Below are 17,826 nucleotides of genomic sequence, written 5' to 3'. Positions count from 1 at the left end.
ATCCTGATCTACAACCAGGAACGCCCGCACCTGTCCTTAAAATACAAAACGCCCGATGCAGTGCATCGGGCGTTGGGGTGAAACAGGTGTAAACCTATTTCAGGACTAGACATGCGATTTGCGTGTGCGCCTCGCGCCGCAGGTCGATGCCCGGCTATAATCGCCGCCTCTTTTCGCCGCCCGAGTCATCGCCGCCCATGTATTCCCTGGCCCGTCAGCTGTTGTTCAAACTTTCCCCGGAAACCTCCCACGATCTGTCGCTGGATCTGATCGGCGCAGGTGGGCGTTTGGGCCTCAATGGCTTGCTGTGCAAGGCTCCGGCGAAGATGCCGGTGACGGTCATGGGGCTGGAGTTCCCGAACCCGGTGGGGCTGGCGGCCGGTCTGGACAAGAACGGCGCGGCCATCGACGGCTTCGCGCAACTGGGTTTTGGTTTTGTCGAAATCGGCACCGTGACCCCGCGTCCGCAGCCGGGCAACCCGAAACCGCGGATTTTCCGCCTGCCGGAAGCTGAGGCGATCATCAATCGCATGGGGTTCAACAACCTCGGTGTCGATAATCTGCTGGCGCGCGTCGCAGCGGCCAAATACAAAGGCGTGCTGGGCATCAACATCGGCAAGAATTTCGACACCCCGGTCGAGCGTGCCGTGGACGATTATCTGATCTGCCTGGACAAGGTCTACGCCCGCGCCAGCTACATCACGGTCAACGTCAGCTCGCCGAACACTCCGGGTCTGCGCAGTTTGCAGTTCGGTGATTCGCTCAAACAGTTGCTGGCCGACCTGGCCACGCGCCGCGCCGAACTGGCGTTGCGTCACGGCAAACATGTGCCGCTGGCGATCAAGATCGCTCCGGACATGACTGACGAAGAAACGGCGCAGGTCGCTCAAGCGTTGATCGAAACCGGGATGGACGCGGTGATCGCGACCAACACCACCCTGAGCCGTGTCGGTGTTGAAGGCATGGAGCATGGTGACGAGGCGGGCGGTCTGTCCGGCGCGCCGGTGCGTGACAAGAGCACGCACACGGTGAAGGTGCTGGCGGCTGAGTTGGCGGGTCGTTTGCCGATCATTGCCGCTGGCGGTATCACGCAAGGCAAACATGCGGCTGAGAAGATCACGGCCGGTGCGAGCCTGGTGCAGATTTATTCTGGCTTCATTTATAAAGGCCCGGCGTTGATTCGTGAATCGGTCGACGCCATCGCTGCCCTGCGCTGATCCCGCAGGTTGTGTGATCCAGCACAAAAAATGATCATTCAGGGATAAAAAAGGGCTCCTCGAAGGAGCCCCTGGGCCGCAGCCCGCCGTCCGGGAAGGACGTGCGTGGTTAATGCGTTAAACATTCAGATTGTCGTGTCGGAGTAAATGCCCTGTGTCAGCCGACGGCGTGAAGTTCGTTGAGTCTGTGGATTCCCGCAGTGCCGGTCATACCGTCCCAGTTGTCGCCGCGTCCTTCTCGCCAGCCGTTGATCCAGGCTTGACGTACCGACGGTAGAGTAAATGGGCAAAGCTCACGGGATTTTCCACCAACGCCATATTGATATCCGCGCAAAAATGCTCTTTCCAACGGATCACGCTTAAGTCTTCTCATAGGGTGTTTCCCTCACTTGTTGACTGTTCTTGACGCGTTGACCTCAACCGAGGTCTGGCAGAAAACTCCTGCCGTTGGCGGCTCGCTGCCGGCGTGGCGAGCCAAGGTGTTGACGCCGTTTCAACGTCAACCTGTGCTCAGTTCTAACCAATGAGTCACACCGATGGAATGATCGTTTTGTCATAAGCACGTAACAAAAATAGTGCTAATGCCATAAGTAACGACGGGTTTCATGCGCGTTCTTTAAGCAAACCCCGGTATGATCGGCTCCGCGCTGGATGATGGGTTTAATTCTTTAGTGAGAATGACCCACGTTTAGCGTCAGGTACTATTCGACGAAGGGTCGTTTTACGGCAATTTGTTTCACCACGTTTTTATCTGTCCTTGCATCTAAGCTCTTTTAACCCGAGCAGCGGGGATGGAATGGCACACCTTCGTGCCACGCGGGCGTTCTTTTAGAAAAGCGCCTGATTGAAAACCGGATCGGCAATGCGTTGCCGATTCACTAGCCAAAGGCTCTGGAAAAACCATGTCCGATTGTTTCGAACTCTTCCTCACTTGCCCCAAAGGCCTTGAAGGCCTGCTCATCGAGGAAGCCGTCGGGCTTGGCCTTGAAGAAGCCCGCGAGCACACGTCCGCCGTGCGTGGCATGGCGACCATGGAAACCGCTTATCGCCTGTGCCTTTGGTCGCGTCTGGCCAACCGTGTGCTGCTGGTGCTCAAGCGTTTTCCGATGAAAGACGCTGAAGACCTGTACCACGGCGTGCTCGACGTTGAGTGGCAGGACCACATGCTCAGCGACGGCACCCTGGCCGTTGAATTCAGTGGACACGGCTCGGGTATCGACAACACCCACTTCGGCGCCTTGAAAGTCAAAGACGCCATTGTCGACAAACTGCGTACCCCGCAGGGCGATCGCCCGAGCATCGACAAGCTGAACCCGGATCTGCGCATTCACCTGCGTCTGGATCGCGGCGAAGCCATTCTGTCCCTCGACCTTTCCGGCCACAGCCTGCACCAGCGCGGCTATCGCTTGCAGCAGGGCGCGGCGCCGTTGAAGGAAAACCTCGCGGCGGCGATTCTGATCCGTTCCGGTTGGCCGCGCATTGCGGCTGAAGGCGGCGCGCTGGCTGACCCTATGTGCGGTGTTGGTACGTTCCTCGTCGAAGCCGGCATGATCGCCGCCGATATGGCGCCGAACCTGCGTCGTGAGCAGTGGGGCTTCACCGCGTGGCTTGGTCATGTGCCGGCGCTGTGGAAGAAACTCCACGAAGAAGCTTCCCAGCGTGCCGCTGCCGGTCTGGCCAAGCCGCCGCTGTGGATTCGCGGTTACGAAGCGGACCCGCGCCTGATTCAACCGGGCCGCAACAACGTTGAACGTGCGGGTTTAAGCGAGTGGATCAAGATCTACCAGGGCGAAGTCGCGACGTTCGAGCCGCGTCCGGATCAGAACCAGAAAGGTCTGGTGATCTGCAACCCGCCGTATGGCGAGCGTCTGGGTGACGAAGCCAGCCTGCTTTACCTCTATCAGAACCTCGGCGAGCGTCTGCGTCAGGCCTGCCTGAACTGGGAAGCGGCGGTGTTCACCGGCGCGCCGGATCTGGGCAAGCGCATGGGCATTCGCAGTCACAAGCAGTATTCGTTCTGGAACGGTGCGTTGCCGTGCAAGTTGCTGTTGATCAAAGTGCTGCCGGATCAGTTTGTCACCGGTGAGCGTCGCACACCGGAACAGCGTCAGGCCGAGCGTGAGCAAGCGGCTTACGATCAAACCCCGGACGAGCCGCAAGAGCGCAAATTCAACAAAAACGGCAATCCGATCAAACCAACGCCAGCCCCGGCGCCAGTGATCGAGCAGCCGCGCTTGAGCGAAGGCGGGCAGATGTTTGCCAACCGTCTGCAAAAAAACCTCAAGGCCATGAGCAAGTGGGTCAAGCGCGAAGGCATTGATTGCTACCGCGTCTACGATGCCGACATGCCTGAGTATTCGATGGCCATCGACCTGTACCACGATTGGGTGCATGTCCAGGAATACGCGGCGCCGAAGTCCATCGACCCGGAAAAGGCCTCGGCCCGCATGTTCGATGCCCTGGCGGCGATTCCGCAGGCACTGAACGTCGACAAGAACCGCGTGGTGGTCAAGCGCCGCGAACGCCAGAGCGGCACCAAGCAGTACGAGCGCCAGAGCGCACAGGGCAAGTTCAACGAAGTCAGCGAGGGCGGCGTGAAGTTGCTGGTCAACCTCACCGACTACCTCGACACCGGCCTGTTCCTCGATCACCGGCCGATCCGCATGCGCATTCAGAAAGAGGCCGCCGGCAAGCGCTTCCTCAATCTGTTCTGCTACACCGCGACGGCCAGCGTCCACGCGGCCAAGGGCGGTGCGCGCAGCACCACCAGCGTCGACCTGTCGAAGACTTACCTCGATTGGGCGCGTCGTAACCTGTCGCTGAACGGCTACTCGGACAAGAACCGTCTGGAGCAGGGCGACGTGATGGCGTGGCTGGAGAGCTGTCGGGACGAGTACGACCTGATCTTTATCGATCCACCGACCTTCTCCAACTCCAAGCGCATGGAAGGGATTTTCGACGTGCAGCGTGATCAGGTGCAGTTGATCGATCTGGCCATGGCTCGCCTGGCGCCGGGCGGCGTGCTGTACTTCTCCAACAACTTCCGCAAGTTCGAGTTGGAGGAGAATTTGACCGAGCGTTACGCGGTCGAGGAAATCAGCGCGCAGACCCTTGATCCGGATTTCGCCCGCAACACCAAAATCCACCGCGCCTGGAAAATCACGGCTCGTTGACGCTTGGAAAGATTGGATCCACAGAGCCTTGATTTTTAAAGGCTCTTGGATTCTCTCAGTGCTAGCCAAATTAGTGGCTAATAGCTATAACTCACTCATGACCAATGGCGTTTTCCCGCAATAGTGGCGTAGTGAGTGGCCCTTATGTCGTTGCACCCCGTGCGCCCGAAGATTCTGGGTTTCATCAGCGAAGACGTCTCGGCCTGGCTGGTCGCGATGCTGGTATTGCTCGCCGGCGGGATTCTCACGGGGCTGCTTGCCTGGGCGACCCTCAATCAGTTGCAGCAACAATTGCATCAGCGTTTTCAACTGCTGGCCAATGAACGCTACAGCCGCATCGAAGAGCGCTTTCAGGATCAGGAACAGCGCCTGGACGGCTTGCGTCGCTTCTTCGTCAATTCCCAATCGGTGTCCCGCGCCGAGTTCGATGGTTATGCCAAACCCCTGCTGTTGCGCACTCAAGCCTATTCCTATGCCCCTCGCGTGCCGCGTGCACAGCGACTTGCGTTGGAGCAGGCGGTTCGTGACGAGGGCTTGAGCACTTTTACCTTTCGCGAACTGAGCGCTGACGGCCAGTTGCAAGTGGCGGGGGATCGCGACGAGTACGTACCGGTGCTCTACACCCAGACCCAGAGTCGCTTGCCGACCCCATTGGGTTATGACCTGCTGGCGCAGCCGCTGCGCCGTGCAACGCTGGAGCGCGCCGATCACACCGGCCGTATGGCCGTCTCGCAACCGTTGAATCTGGTCAGCATCGAGCCGGCCTATGCGCGGGGAGTATTGCTGCTGGCGCCGATCAACCGCGCAGGCGCGCCGGGCGGATTGCCGCAAGGCTACGTCATGGCGGTGATCAGCATGCGTCAGTTGCTCGCGGACGGGTTGCCTGAAGAAAACCATGACTTCCTGACGGTGCGCATTCTCGACCTCTCCACTGCCGAGCAACACGAGGTGTTGTACGATTCGGCGAACAAACCCGGGGCGAGCGATCTGTCGTCGACCCGCCTGTTGCGTCTGGCTGACCACGACTATCAGGTTGAAATGCAGCCCAGCGAAGTGTTCCTGCAGGCCAATCACTCCTCCATCAGCAGCCTGGTGGTACTGGGGGCGATGCTCAGTCTTTTGCTCAGTGCCTTGCTCTACGTGCTGGTCAGTCAGCGTCAGCGAGCCCTGCACCTGGTCGAGCAGCGCACCCGGGAACTGCATGCCCGCGAGCAGGAACTGCGCGGCGCCCACGGCCAGTTGCGTGGCGTGCTGAATGCCGCCACGCAAGTAGCGATTATCGCCACTGATTTGCGCGGCGTGATCAACACCTTCAACCCGGGCGCGGAACAGATGCTGGGCTACAGCAGCGCCGATGTCGTCGGCCACATGACCCTGGAAAACCTGCACCTTTCGCGTGAGTTGACGGCGCGCTCTGCCGAGTTGAGCGCGCGCTATGGCAAGACCATTCCGACCTGTCAGGCGATGTTGGTCGAGGGGGGAGAAGTGGGCGGTCACGAAGCGCGCGAATGGACGCTGGTGCGCCACGATGGCAGTCATTTGCCGGTGAACATGCTCGCAACACCGGTTCTCGATGAGCAGGGCCTGTGGGTGGGGCATCTGGCGATCTGCATCGACATCACCGAACGCAAGCGGGTGCACGAGGCTCTGGCGGCGCGGGACGTGTTGTTAAAGAAGCTCAGTGCCCATGTCCCGGGCGGCATCTATCAATTCAGAATGGAGTTCGGTGGGCGTTTCAGCGTGATCTATGCCAGCGACGGCATCCGGGAAATCTACGAACTTGGGCCGGACGTGCTGTTGCTCGACGCCGAGGCGATCTTTTCTCGCATCCATCCGCAGGACATCACCCGCGTGCGCAAATCGATTCGTGCTTCGGCTGAAAACCTCAGCCCATGGCGCGAGGAGTACCGCGTGCAGTTACCCGAGCGCGGCCTGCGCTGGGTTCGCGGTGAAGCGACGCCCGAAGAGCTGCCGGGCGGAGGCGTGCTGTGGCACGGCTACATTTCAGACATCTCCGACCTCAAGCGAGTGCAGGAGGAGCTGCGAGCACTGTCGGTGACTGATTCTTTGACTGGCATTCACAACCGTCGCTACTTCCAGGAACGACTGACCACCGAAATGGCCCGGGTTGAGCGGGGTGGGGGGGAGCTGTCGGTGATCATGCTCGACATCGATCATTTCAAGCGCATCAACGACCAGTATGGTCACGCGGTGGGCGATCGGGTGCTGCAAGCCGTGTGCGAGCGTATTGGCCACCGGTTGCGGCGTACAGATGTGTTTTGCCGGTTGGGTGGTGAGGAGTTCATGGTGCTGTGTCCGGACATCGACGGCGAACACGCGTACAGGTTGGCCGTGAAGTTGTGGCAGGGCCTTCGCAGTGCGCCGGTGGATGTGGTTGGCGTGGTCACCGCGAGTTTCGGCATCGCCAGTTGGCGACCGGGAGAGGGTGCAGATTCGCTATTGCTACGCGCGGATTCAGGGGTTTACGTGGCGAAGCAGGGCGGGCGGGATCGGGTTGAGCGGCAGATGAATTAAACCAGTGGGCGCTAATCCCCTGCGGGCGCGGGCTTGCTCGCGTAGGCGCAATGTCAGCCAATAGCGTTCTGACTGAACTGACGTCTTCGCGAGCAAGCCCGCTCCCACGGGCTAGGCGGTCTGCTTACAGTACGGAAGCCGCCTGCGCCGTCTTCGGCTGGCGATACAGATCCAGCAGTACCTGATCCAGCACCGATGACGCACCAAACGGCGCCTTGTCATTGAGGATCGCCACCACCGCCCACGTGTTGCCGTTGACGTCGCGACTGAAGCCTGCAATCGCCCGCACGGTGTTCAGAGTGCCGGTTTTGATGTGGGCTTCGCCGCGCATGGCGGTGGTCTTCAGGCGTTTACGCATGGTGCCGTCGGTACCGGCGATTGGCAGCGAGCTGATGTATTCGGCGGCGTACGGGCTGTGCCAAGCCGCTTGCAGCATGTTCGCCATTTCACGGGCGCTGACCCGTTCGGCACGGGACAGACCAGAGCCGTTCTCCATGACCAGATGCGGCGCGGTGATGCCTTTCTTCGCCAGCCACTGACGCACTACGCGCTGGGCTGCCTTGGCATCGTCACCGTCGGCGTCGTTGCGGTACTTCTGGCCCAGGCTCAGGAACAACTGCTGGGCCATGGTGTTGTTACTGTATTTATTGATGTCGCGGATGATTTCCGCCAGGTCCGGCGAATAAGCGCGGGCCAGCAGTTTGGCGTTGCTCGGGGTGGACGCCAGGCGATTCTTGCCCTGAATGCTGCCACCCAGCTCTTTCCAGATCGCCCGAACGGCGCCTGCGGTGTAAGTCGCGTGGTCGAGCAGCGACAGGTAAGTCTGCGAGCTGCAACCGTCACCCAATTGGCCGGCGACGGTCACGGTCACGCTGCCATCGGCCTGCGGCACCGGGTTGTAACGCACACCGCCGGTGCATTGCTTGGAATTGAGGGCTTTGACGGTGTTTTCGATGTGGATGCTGGCAATCGGCGGTTCCACCGAGATCAGCACCCGGCCACCGTCATTGCGCGCCACGAAGCGCAAGGCCTTCAGGTTGACCAGCAGCGAATCGGGCTTGACCAGAAACGGCTTGTTCTGGTCGTTGCCGTCATCATTGAATTCCGGCAGTTGTGGCTGCACGAAGAAGTTGCGGTCCAGCACCAGATCACCGGTGATCTGAGTCACGCCGTTGGCGCGCAAGTCGCGCATCAGCAGCCAGAGTTTTTCCATGTTCAGCTTGGGATCGCCACCGCCCTTGAGGTACAGGTTGCCATTGAGGATACCGCCGCTCAGGTCGCCGTCGGTGTAGAACTCGGTTTTCCATTGGTGGTTGGGGCCGAGCATTTCCAGCGCCGCGTAAGTCGTGACCAGCTTCATGGTCGAGGCCGGGTTGACCGATACGTCAGCATTGAACACGGTCGGGGTACCCGGGCCGTCGAGCGGCACCATCACCAACGACAAAGCGCTGGGCTGCAATTTGCTGGCCTTGAGCGCTTTTTCGACGTTGGGGGTGAGGGCGGTATTGATAGTGGCAGCAGAAACAGGCAGGGCCAATGGCAGAAGAAGGCCGGCGAGAAATAGAGGACGCAACGATTTGATCATATGAAATAAAACCCTACAGCCGAGGGGAAAAAAGGCGAGGACATGGATGAAAAAGCCCTCAGTGGTCATGAAAGTGTCGGCATTATGCCCCAAGGTGTTGCCGCTTGTGCCGTGCTGGAGGCGGCCAACAGGTTATTTTTTTACAGGCGGTCGGCCGCTGTGTCCACAGAGGCGGGCAATTGACGTTTTAAACTGGTAAAGTGCCGGCCGTTATTACTTAAGAGGATTGTTCCAATGGCGACTAACCGTTCCCAGCGTCTGCGCAAAAAACTGTGCGTTGATGAATTTCAAGAGCTGGGTTTCGAACTGAACCTGGACTTCAAAGAAGACTTGTCCGAAGAAGCCATTGACGCGTTCCTCGAAGCCTTCATCAAAGAAGCCATGGAAGCCAACGGTCTGGGCTATGTCGGCGGCGACGACTTCGGTCTGGTATGCCTGCAGAAGCGTGGCTCGGTCAACGAAGAGCAGCGCGCTGCTGTTGAAGCCTGGTTGAAAAACCGTTCCGAGCTGACCAAGGCTGAAATCAGCCCGTTGCTGGACGTGTGGTATCCGGAAAAGCCGATCAACACGGCCAAGTGATACTGAAAAACGGCGACCTACGGGTCGCCGTTTTTCTATCTGCCAAAAAGGCCGGGCTTAGGCTTTGCGCCAATTCAGAACCAGCAGTGTCAAAACCCCCGCCACAATCCCCCAAAACGCCGAACCGATGGAAAACAGCGTTAGCCCCGACGCCGTCACCATAAAGGTGATCAGCGCCGCCTCACGTTCCTTCACTTCGCTCATGGCGATGCTCAGCCCGTTGATGATCGAGCCAAACAGTGCCAGCGCAGCAATCGACAGCACCAATTCTTTGGGTAGTGCCGCAAACAACGCCGCCAATGTGGCGCCGAATACCCCGGCAATCCCGTAGAAAATCCCGCACCACACCGCCGCGGTGTAGCGCTTGTTGCGATCTTCATGGGCGTGTGGCCCGGTGCAGATCGCCGCGCTGATGGCGGCGAGGTTGATGCCGTGGGAACCGAACGGCGCCAGCAGCAGCGAGGCGATGCCGGTGGTGGTGATCAGCGGCGAGGCCGGGACGGTGTAGCCGTCGGCGCGCAGTACGGCGATGCCGGGCATGTTCTGCGAGGTCATCGCCACGACGAACAAGGGAATGCCAATGCTGATGGTCGCCGCCAGCGAGAAGTGCGGCGTGGTCCATACCGGTGTCGCCACTTCCAAGTGAAAGCCACTGAAGTCCAGCAGCCCCATAAAGCCCGACAGCGCAGTGCCAATCAGCAGTGCGGCGAGCACCGCGTAACGCGGCGACAGGCGCTTGACCACTAGATAGGTGAAGAACATCCCCAGCACCAAGCCGGTGCGATGTTGCGCGGCGACGAAGATTTCGCTGCCGATCTTGAACAAAATCCCCGCCAGCAACGCCGCGGCCAGCGACGCCGGGATCTTTTTCACCAAGCGTTCGAAGCTGCCGGTCAGGCCGCAAATCGTCACCAACACCGCACAGGTGACATAGGCGCCTATGGCTTCACCATAACTGACGCCGCCGAGGCTGGTGATCAGCAGCGCCGCGCCGGGCGTCGACCAAGCGATGGTGATGGGCGTGCGATAGCGCAGCGACAGGCCGATTGAGCACACCGCCATGCCGATCGAAATCGCCCAGATCCACGAGGAAATCTGCCCGCTGCTCAGGCCTGCCGCTTGGCCGGCCTGGAACATCAGCACCAGAGAACTGGTGTAGCCGGTCATCATCGCGATAAAACCGGCGACGATGGCCGATGGCGAAGTGTCGGCGAGAGGGCGCAGTTGGGTGTGCGTGGCGTCATTCATGACGGCGGTGTTCCTTATACAGATGAAGATTTCCGCGGCGACACGCAACCATTGTGGGAGGGGGCTTGCTCCCACAGGGTATGTGCGCAAAAGGCGGATTCTGCGAACAAGCCTAAACTCAAACGTAACGGATCGTTGCAATACAGCGAAGGTCACAAACAGCCATACAGTCGTGTTGCCACCATCCATTGTGTACAATCGCGCTGTTTTTTACGCGATACTTGCCAGCGACCTACTGTGCCGTATTACAGTCACGGTCTATTCGCCGCAGTTCTCCCGACTCGAGTGCCCATGAACGAACAGTTGCAACCCCTCAAGAAACAACCGCGAGCAGGCAAAGCCGGCCGCAGCGGCACCCAGGACGATATTGTCTATGCGCATATCTTCGAGGCCATCCTCGAACAGCGTCTGGCGCCCGGCACCAAGTTGAGCGAAGAAGCGCTGGGGGAGATCTTCGGGGTCAGCCGCACCATCATTCGCCGTGCACTGTCGCGTCTGGCCCATGAAGGCGTCGTGCTGTTGCGGCCGAACCGTGGCGCCGTCGTCGCCAGCCCAAGTGTTGAAGAAGCACGCCAGGTGTTCATGGCGCGCCGCCTGGTCGAGCGTGCGATCACTGAACTGGCGGTGCAACACGCCACCGCCGAGCAGATTGCAGAACTTCGTCAGATGGTCAATGACGAGCGCGACAGCTTCTCCCGTGGTGATCGCGGCGCCGGTATTCGTCTTTCGGGTGAGTTCCATTTGAAACTCGCCGAAGCGGCAAAGAACGCCCCGCTGATCAGTTTTCAGCGCAGCCTGGTCTCGCAGACCTCGCTGATCATTGCCCAGTATGAAAGCGGCAACCGTTCGCATTGCTCTTACGATGAACACACCCAACTGATCGACGCCATCGAAGCGCGCAACGGTGAACTGGCGGTGGACCTGATGATGCATCACATGGACCACATCGACAGCAAGCTCAACCTCGATGAGGAAGGCGCTTCGGATGATCTGCATGCGGTGTTCTCGCATTTGTTGCAGACCAAGAAGCCGGGGCGTCCTGCGGCCAAGCTCTAAAGTAGACCGAGTCGCTCCCTTCGCGAGCAGGCTCGCTCCCACAGGGGAATGCATTTCAAATGTGGGAGCGGGCTTGCTCGCGAAGGCGTACTGACTGGCAATAAAAATCCCCCGGGGTGAGCACCTCCGGGGGATTTTTTATGCCTGAAAGACTTAGCGCTGATGCACCAAAGCACCCGCCGCATAAGTCTGCTGCACCGTCCGGTCATCGCCCAGTGTCATCAACACAAACAACGTTTCGGCAATGTTGTTGGCCTGCTTCAAGCGATAGCTCAGCAGCGGCGTGGCGTTGTAGTCGAGCACCAGGAAGTCGGCATCACTGCCCGGTTTCAGGTTGCCGATCTTGTCTTCCAGGCGCAGTGCCCGCGCGCCGCCCAGCGTCGCCAGGTACAGCGACTTGAACGGACTCAAACGCGCACCTTGCAGTTGCATCACTTTGTAGGCTTCGTTCAAGGTTTGCAGCAGCGAGAAACTGGTGCCACCGCCGACGTCAGTACCGAGGCCGACGTTCAGCTTGTGCTTCTCGGCCATCGGCAGGTTGAACAAGCCGCTGCCGAGGAAGAGGTTCGAGGTCGGGCAGAACGAGATCGCCGAGCCCGTTTGCGCCAGACGCGCGCATTCGTCGTCGCACAGGTGCACGCCGTGGGCGAATACCGAGCGCTCGCCGAGCAGTTTGTAGTGATCGTAAACGTCCAGGTAGCCCTTGCGCTCCGGGAACAGTTCCTTGACCCACTCGATTTCCTTGAGGTTCTCGCTGATGTGGGTCTGCATGTACAAATCCGGGTATTCGGTCAGCAGTTGCCCCGCCAGTCCAAGCTGTTCCGGGGTACTGGTCGGAGCGAAACGCGGGGTGACCGCGTAGTGCAAGCGGCCCTTGCCGTGCCAGCGCTCGATCAGCGCCTTGCTTTCGACGTAGCTCGATTCGGCGGTGTCGGTCAGGTAATCCGGCGCATTGCGATCCATCATCACCTTGCCGGCGATCATGCGCAGATCGAGCTTCTCGGCTGCCTCGAAGAACGAGTTCACCGACTGCGGATGCACGCTGCCGAACACCAGCGCGGTGGTGGTGCCGTTGCGCAGCAACTCTTTGATGAAAATGTCGGCGACATCGTCGGCGTGGCCCTTGTCGCCGAATTGGCTTTCGCACGGGAAGGTGTAAGTGTTGAGCCAGTCGAGCAGTTGCTCGCCGTAGGCGCCGACCATGCCGGTTTGCGGCAGGTGGATGTGAGTGTCGATGAAGCCCGAAGTGATCAGCGCGTCCTGATACTGGGTGATCTCGATGTCCGCCGGCAGGGTCGGCAGCAGTTCGCTGGCGTGGCCGAGGGCGCTGATCTTGCCGCCATCGACCACCAGCAGGCCGTCCTCGAAATATTCGTAGGAGGCTTCGATCCCGACTTCGGCAGGGTCGGCAATGCTGTGCAGGATGGCGGCGCGGTAGGCTTTGCGAGTCAGAGGCATGAGGGTTCTCTAATCAATTTGAGGCTTTGAGTTTGGCGGCCTGACTGCGGCGCGATACGGGCAGCAGTTTGGCAATCGGTTCGGCGCTGGCGGTGTGCTGGCCGAAGTTGGCGTTATAGGTGGCGATGATTTCGCCGGCGATGGAGATGGCGATTTCCACAGGCAGTTTGCCTTTGACTTCGCTGATGCCCATCGGGCAGCGCATGCGTTGCACGACGCTGGCGTCGAAACCGCGGTCACGCAAACGGTGTTCGAACTTGGCGCGTTTGGTCTTCGAGCCGATCAGGCCGAACCAGGTGAAGTCATTGCGCTTGAGGATCGCGGCGGTCAGCTCCAGATCAAGCTGATGGTTGTGGGTCATGACGATGCAGTAGCTGCCGGCGGGCAGGTCATCGATTTCATCCACGGGCTCTTCGGCGACGATTTTACGCACGCCGTGGGGGATCTGTTCGGGGAACTCCGCCTCCCGCGAATCGATCCAGCGCACCCGGCACGGCAGGCTGGCGAGCAACGGCACCAAAGCACGGCCAACGTGGCCGGCGCCGAACACGGCGATTTGCGCCTGCACCTGGCCCATCGGTTCGAACAGCAACACGGTGGCGCCGCCGCAGCACTGGCCGAGGCTAGCGCCGAGGCTGAAGCGCTCCAGATGTGTGTCTTGCTTGCCGCTGGCGAGCATGTCGCGGGCGATCTGCATGGCTTTGTATTCCAGATGCCCGCCACCGATGGTGTCGAAGCTCTGGTTCGCGCTGATCACCATCTTCGAGCCGGCATTGCGTGGCGTCGAGCCGAGTTCTTCGATGATCGTCACCAGAACGCAGGCTTCACCTTGGTTCTGCAGGTCGGCGAGGGCGTCGATCCAGTTGTACATATTCACCTCGACATCTGTGTTGTCTGTTCAGTCGTCTTCGCGAGCAAGCCCGCTCTCACATTTGGAATGCATTTTCCTGTGGGAGCGGGCTTGCTCGCGAATGGCGCGCCTCGGTCTAGAGCGAAGCCAACTCGGTCTCTGTTTCTACCGCTTTCACGGCTTTCAACCGCCGCATCTGCTCACACCCCCACAGCACCCGCTCAGGGGTCGCCGGTGCATCGACTTTCGGTTGATGCTTGTAGTCGCCGAGGCTCGCCACCGCATCCTTGATCGCGCACCACGCCGCAATCCCGAGCATGAACGGCGGCTCGCCCACAGCCTTGGAGTGGAACACCGTGTCTTCCGGGTTTTTACGGTTCTCCACCAGTTTTACCCGCAGGTCCAGCGGCATGTCCGCCACGGCCGGGATCTTGTAGCTGGCCGGGCCGTTGGTCATCAGCTTGCCTTTGTTGTTCCAGACCAGTTCTTCCATGGTCAGCCAGCCCATGCCCTGGACGAAACCGCCTTCCACCTGACCAATGTCGATGGACGGGTTCAGCGAGGCGCCGACGTCGTGGAGGATGTCGGTGCGCAGCATCTTGTACTCGCCGGTCAAGGTGTCGACGATCACTTCGCAGCACGCCGCGCCGAAGGCGAAGTAGTAGAACGGACGGCCACGGGCCTGACTGCGGTCGTAGTAGATTTTCGGGGTCTTGTAGAACCCGGTGCTCGACAGCGAGACCTGATTGAAATACGCCTGCTGGATCAGCGATTCAAAGGTCAGGATGTGATCACGAACGCGTACATGGCCGTTATGGAATTCGACGTCTTCCTCGCTGACTTTGAAGTGCCGTGCGGCGAACTCAACCAAGCGTTGCTTGATGATCTCGGCGGCATTCTGGGCGGCTTTACCGTTGAGGTCGGCACCGCTGGAAGCAGCGGTCGGCGAGGTGTTTGGCACCTTGTCGGTATTGGTCGCGGTGATCTGCACGCGATCGATTTCGACCTGGAACACTTCGGCCACGACCTGCGCGACTTTGGTGTTCAGACCCTGGCCCATTTCCGTGCCGCCATGGTTCAGGTGGATGCTGCCGTCGGTGTAGATGTGGATCAGCGCACCGGCCTGGTTCAGGAAGCTGGCGGTGAAGGAAATACCGAATTTCACCGGGGTCAGCGCCAGGCCTTTTTTCAGGATCGGGCTGTTGGCGTTGTAGCGACGGATCGCTTCGCGGCGTTCGGCGTACTGGCTGCTTTCTTCCAGTTCGGCGGTCATTTCTTCGAGCATGTTGTGCTCGACGGTCTGGTAGTAGTGCGTGACGTTGCGCTCGGTCTTGCCGTAGTAGTTGGCCTTGCGCACGGCCAGCGGATCGAGGTTCAAGTGACGGGCAATCGCATCCATCACTTCTTCGATGGCAACCATGCCTTGCGGGCCGCCGAAACCCCGGTACGCGGTGTTCGATGCGGTGTTGGTCTTGCAGCGGTGACCGTTGATGGTCGCGTCGCCCAGGTAGTAGGAGTTGTCCGAGTGGAACATCGCCCGGTCAACGATCGAGGCGGACAAGTCCGGCGAGCAGCCGCAATTGCCGGCCAGATCCATGTTGATCCCGTGCAGGCGCCCGGTGCTGTCGAAGCCGACGTCGTACTCGACGTAGAACGGGTGACGCTTGCCGGTCATCAACATGTCTTCGACGCGCGGCAGACGCATCTTGGTCGGCTGGCCGGTGAGGTGCGCGACCACCGCGCACAGGCATGCGGGGCTTGCTGCCTGAGTTTCCTTGCCACCGAAACCACCGCCCATGCGACGCATGTCGACGACGATCTTGTTCATCGACACGTCGAGCACTTCGGCGACCAGTTTCTGTACTTCGGTGGGGTTCTGCGTGGAGCAGTAGACGATCATGCCGCCGTCTTCGGTCGGCATTACCGAGGATATCTGCGTCTCCAGATAAAAGTGTTCCTGGCCGCCGATGTGCAGCGTGCCTTGAATGCGGTGCTCGGCTGTCGCCAAAGCGCCGGCCGAATCGCCGCGCTGATGGGTGTGGCTGTCGAGCACGAAGTGGCGTTTGCGCAGGGCGTCGACCACGTCCAGCACCGGCTCCAGATCTTCGTATTCGATGATCGCGGCCATTGCCGCTTTGCGCGCGGTTTCCAGATCTTTCGCCGCCACGGCCAGCACCGGTTGACCGACGAACTGCACATCATCGATGGCCAACAACGGATCGCCCGGCATCAGCGGGCCAATGTCTTTCAGGCCCGGGACGTCTTCGTGGGTGATGGCGATGCGTACGCCTTCGAAGGCATAGCAAGGACTTGTATCAATGCTGATGATCTTCGCGTGGGCGCGGTCCGACAGGCGTGCGTACAGGTGCAACTGGTTGGGGAATTCCAGGCGATCATCGATGTATTGCGCTTCACCGGACACGTGCTTGGCGGCGCTGTCGTGTTTCACGCTACGACCGACACCGGTGGTCAGGTCTTTGGCGAACAGTTCAGCCAATTCAGCTTGGGTCTTCTCTACGGCGTGATGGTTAGACATAAGCGGTCACCCGAGTCTCGATGTGCGGTGTTTGCAGTTCGATGAAGTATTTGCGCAGCAGGTTCTGCGCGCTGAGCAGGCGATATTCCTTGCTGGCGCGGAAATCCGAGAGCGGGGTGAAGTCCTCGGCCAGCGCGGCGCAGGCGCGTTCGACCACGGCGTTGTTGAACGGCTGGCCGAGCAACACGGCTTCGCAATGGGCGGCGCGTTTCGGGATCGCCGCCATGCCGCCGAAGGCGACGCGGGCGTCAGTGATCACGCCGTTTTCGACGCGCAGGTTGAACGCGGCGCAGACGGCAGAGATGTCGTCGTCCAGACGTTTCGACACTTTATAGGCGCGGAACAGCTGCTCGGCGCTGGCACGCGGGACGATGATCTTCTCAATGAACTCGCTTTCCTGACGCGCCGTGACGCGGTAATCGATGAAGTAGTCCTCAAGATTCAACGTGCGCCGGGTTTCACCCTTGCACAGCACGATTTGCGCACCGAGGGCGATCAGCAGGGGCGGTGAGTCACCGATGGGCGAGGCGTTGCCGATGTTGCCGCCTAGGGTGCCTTGGTTGCGGATTTGCAGAGAGGCGAAGCGGTGCAGCAGTTCGCCGAAGTCCGGGTACTCGGCGTTCAATGTTTCGTAGCAGTCGGAGAGAGCAGCGGCGGCGCCGATTTCAATACGGTCGTCGAAGGTTTCGATGCGCTTCATTTCTGCGACATTGCCGACGTAGATCATCACCGGCAGGGTGCGGTGGAACTGGGTGACTTCCAGCGCCAGATCGGTGCCGCCAGCCAGCAGCCGGGCTTGCGGGTAGGCGTCGTAGAGGTCGGCCAGATCGGACACAGTCAGCGGCACCAGGCAGCGCTTGTCGCCGCTGTTGAGCTCGCCGATATCGGTGGGGGCAATGGCTTTGAGGCGGGCGATGGTCTCGGCTTCGCGGGCATCGAACTGGTCCGGTTGCTTGCCACAGCACGATTGCTCGGCAGCGGCCAGAATCGGCCGATAGCCGGTGCAGCGGCAGAGGTTGCCGGCCAGTGCTTCGTGGGCTTTGGCATGATCCGGCGCATCGCTGTTCTTTTGCAGGGCGAACAGCGACATGACGAAACCGGGAGTGCAGAAACCGCACTGCGAGCCATGGCACTCGACCATGGCTTTCTGCACGCTGTGCAGTTCGCCTTGGTGCTTGAGGTCTTCGACGCTGATCAGTTGTTTGCCGTGTAGCGACGAAACGAACGTCAGGCACGAGTTGAGGCTGCGATAGCGAATGTGTTCGCGGCCAGCGTCATCCGTTTGCAACTCGCCGACCACCACGGTGCAGGCGCCGCAGTCACCGCTGGCACAACCTTCTTTGGTGCCGGATTTGCCGACGTGTTCACGCAGGTAATTGAGCACAGTCAGATTCGGGTCCAGGGCGTGCTCGCTACGGAGTTCCTGGTTAAGTAAAAACTGGATCACGGAAGGCCTCGCAGACTCATTATTGTTGTTAACCGACGTGAACCGAATTTAGCAGGTCTGACTTTTCGGTCAATGGTTTTCTGACTTAAAGGTCAGGAAAATGCGTTTCGTCGATCAGCAACGTGTCTATTCAGTATTGACC

The 17,826-nt window shown here is 60.0% G+C and carries 13 protein-coding genes; 6 read left to right on the top strand and 7 right to left on the bottom strand.

Going from position 1 to position 17,826, the window contains the following annotated elements; translation table 11 throughout:
• Positions 1-197 precede the first annotated feature (197 nt).
• Positions 198-1,217: a quinone-dependent dihydroorotate dehydrogenase gene (locus tag K5E40_RS24290; protein WP_221732980.1), complete on the top strand. Its 1,020-nt coding sequence runs from the start codon at positions 198-200 to the stop codon at positions 1,215-1,217.
• 157 nt (positions 1,218-1,374) lie between these two features.
• Here the strand turns inward: K5E40_RS24290 and rmf are convergent, their stop codons facing one another.
• Positions 1,375-1,590, bottom strand: coding sequence for a ribosome modulation factor (gene rmf, locus K5E40_RS24285; protein ID WP_003223300.1), 216 nt, complete (start codon positions 1,588-1,590; stop codon positions 1,375-1,377).
• A 529-nt stretch (positions 1,591-2,119) separates the two neighbouring features.
• On the opposite strand from rmf, the gene rlmKL reads away from it, so the two are divergent.
• Together rlmKL and K5E40_RS24275 are read left to right on the top strand one after the other, a co-directional pair.
• Positions 2,120-4,390, top strand: a complete 2,271-nt coding sequence (gene rlmKL / locus K5E40_RS24280; protein WP_221732979.1) for a bifunctional 23S rRNA (guanine(2069)-N(7))-methyltransferase RlmK/23S rRNA (guanine(2445)-N(2))-methyltransferase RlmL — start codon at positions 2,120-2,122, stop codon at positions 4,388-4,390.
• A gap of 144 nt (positions 4,391-4,534) precedes the next feature.
• Positions 4,535-6,925: a GGDEF domain-containing protein gene (locus tag K5E40_RS24275; RefSeq protein ID WP_221732978.1), complete on the top strand. Its 2,391-nt coding sequence runs from the start codon at positions 4,535-4,537 to the stop codon at positions 6,923-6,925.
• Between the two features lie 124 nt (positions 6,926-7,049).
• On the opposite strand, the gene dacB is transcribed toward K5E40_RS24275, so the two are convergent.
• A complete protein-coding gene (dacB, locus tag K5E40_RS24270; RefSeq protein ID WP_221732977.1) occupies positions 7,050-8,510 on the bottom strand; it encodes a D-alanyl-D-alanine carboxypeptidase/D-alanyl-D-alanine-endopeptidase in 1,461 nt (486 codons plus the stop codon).
• 42 nt (positions 8,511-8,552) lie between these two features.
• Here dacB and K5E40_RS24265 point away from each other — a divergent pair, with 42 nt between their 5' ends.
• Both K5E40_RS24265 and K5E40_RS24260 read left to right on the top strand, forming a co-directional pair.
• The gene (locus K5E40_RS24265; protein ID WP_221732976.1) at positions 8,553-8,693 is read left to right on the top strand and encodes a hypothetical protein; all 141 of its coding nucleotides are present in this window, start codon (positions 8,553-8,555) and stop codon (positions 8,691-8,693) included.
• A gap of 51 nt (positions 8,694-8,744) precedes the next feature.
• Positions 8,745-9,089, top strand: coding sequence for a YggL family protein (locus K5E40_RS24260; protein ID WP_221732975.1), 345 nt, complete (start codon positions 8,745-8,747; stop codon positions 9,087-9,089).
• 57 nt (positions 9,090-9,146) lie between these two features.
• On the opposite strand, the gene K5E40_RS24255 is transcribed toward K5E40_RS24260, so the two are convergent.
• The gene (locus tag K5E40_RS24255) at positions 9,147-10,337 is read right to left on the bottom strand and encodes a benzoate/H(+) symporter BenE family transporter (RefSeq protein ID WP_221732974.1); all 1,191 of its coding nucleotides are present in this window, start codon (positions 10,335-10,337) and stop codon (positions 9,147-9,149) included.
• Between the two features lie 291 nt (positions 10,338-10,628).
• Here K5E40_RS24255 and K5E40_RS24250 point away from each other — a divergent pair, with 291 nt between their 5' ends.
• Positions 10,629-11,393, top strand: coding sequence for a GntR family transcriptional regulator (locus K5E40_RS24250; protein WP_221732973.1), 765 nt, complete (start codon positions 10,629-10,631; stop codon positions 11,391-11,393).
• A 153-nt stretch (positions 11,394-11,546) separates the two neighbouring features.
• On the opposite strand, the gene guaD is transcribed toward K5E40_RS24250, so the two are convergent.
• The 4 genes from guaD to xdhA form a co-directional block, all read right to left on the bottom strand.
• On the bottom strand, positions 11,547-12,851 hold the full coding sequence (guaD, locus tag K5E40_RS24245) for a guanine deaminase (protein WP_221732972.1): 1,305 nt from the start codon (positions 12,849-12,851) through the stop codon (positions 11,547-11,549).
• 13 nt (positions 12,852-12,864) lie between these two features.
• Positions 12,865-13,722: a xanthine dehydrogenase accessory protein XdhC gene (xdhC, locus tag K5E40_RS24240; protein WP_221732971.1), complete on the bottom strand. Its 858-nt coding sequence runs from the start codon at positions 13,720-13,722 to the stop codon at positions 12,865-12,867.
• A 115-nt stretch (positions 13,723-13,837) separates the two neighbouring features.
• Complete coding sequence (gene xdhB, locus K5E40_RS24235) at positions 13,838-16,237, bottom strand: xanthine dehydrogenase molybdopterin binding subunit (RefSeq protein WP_221732970.1); 2,400 nt, start codon at positions 16,235-16,237, stop codon at positions 13,838-13,840.
• A complete protein-coding gene (gene xdhA / locus K5E40_RS24230) occupies positions 16,230-17,684 on the bottom strand; it encodes a xanthine dehydrogenase small subunit (protein ID WP_221732969.1) in 1,455 nt (484 codons plus the stop codon). Before xdhA ends, xdhB begins: the two co-directional genes overlap by 8 nt.
• Between the last annotated feature and the right edge of the window lie 142 nt (positions 17,685-17,826).

The sequence above is a fragment of the Pseudomonas baetica genome (genome assembly GCF_019733355.1).
Lineage (GTDB): Bacteria > Pseudomonadota > Gammaproteobacteria > Pseudomonadales > Pseudomonadaceae > Aquipseudomonas > Aquipseudomonas baetica_A.
The sequence above is the reverse complement of the archived record's forward strand: the minus strand, read 5'-3'. Positions and strand labels throughout refer to the sequence as shown.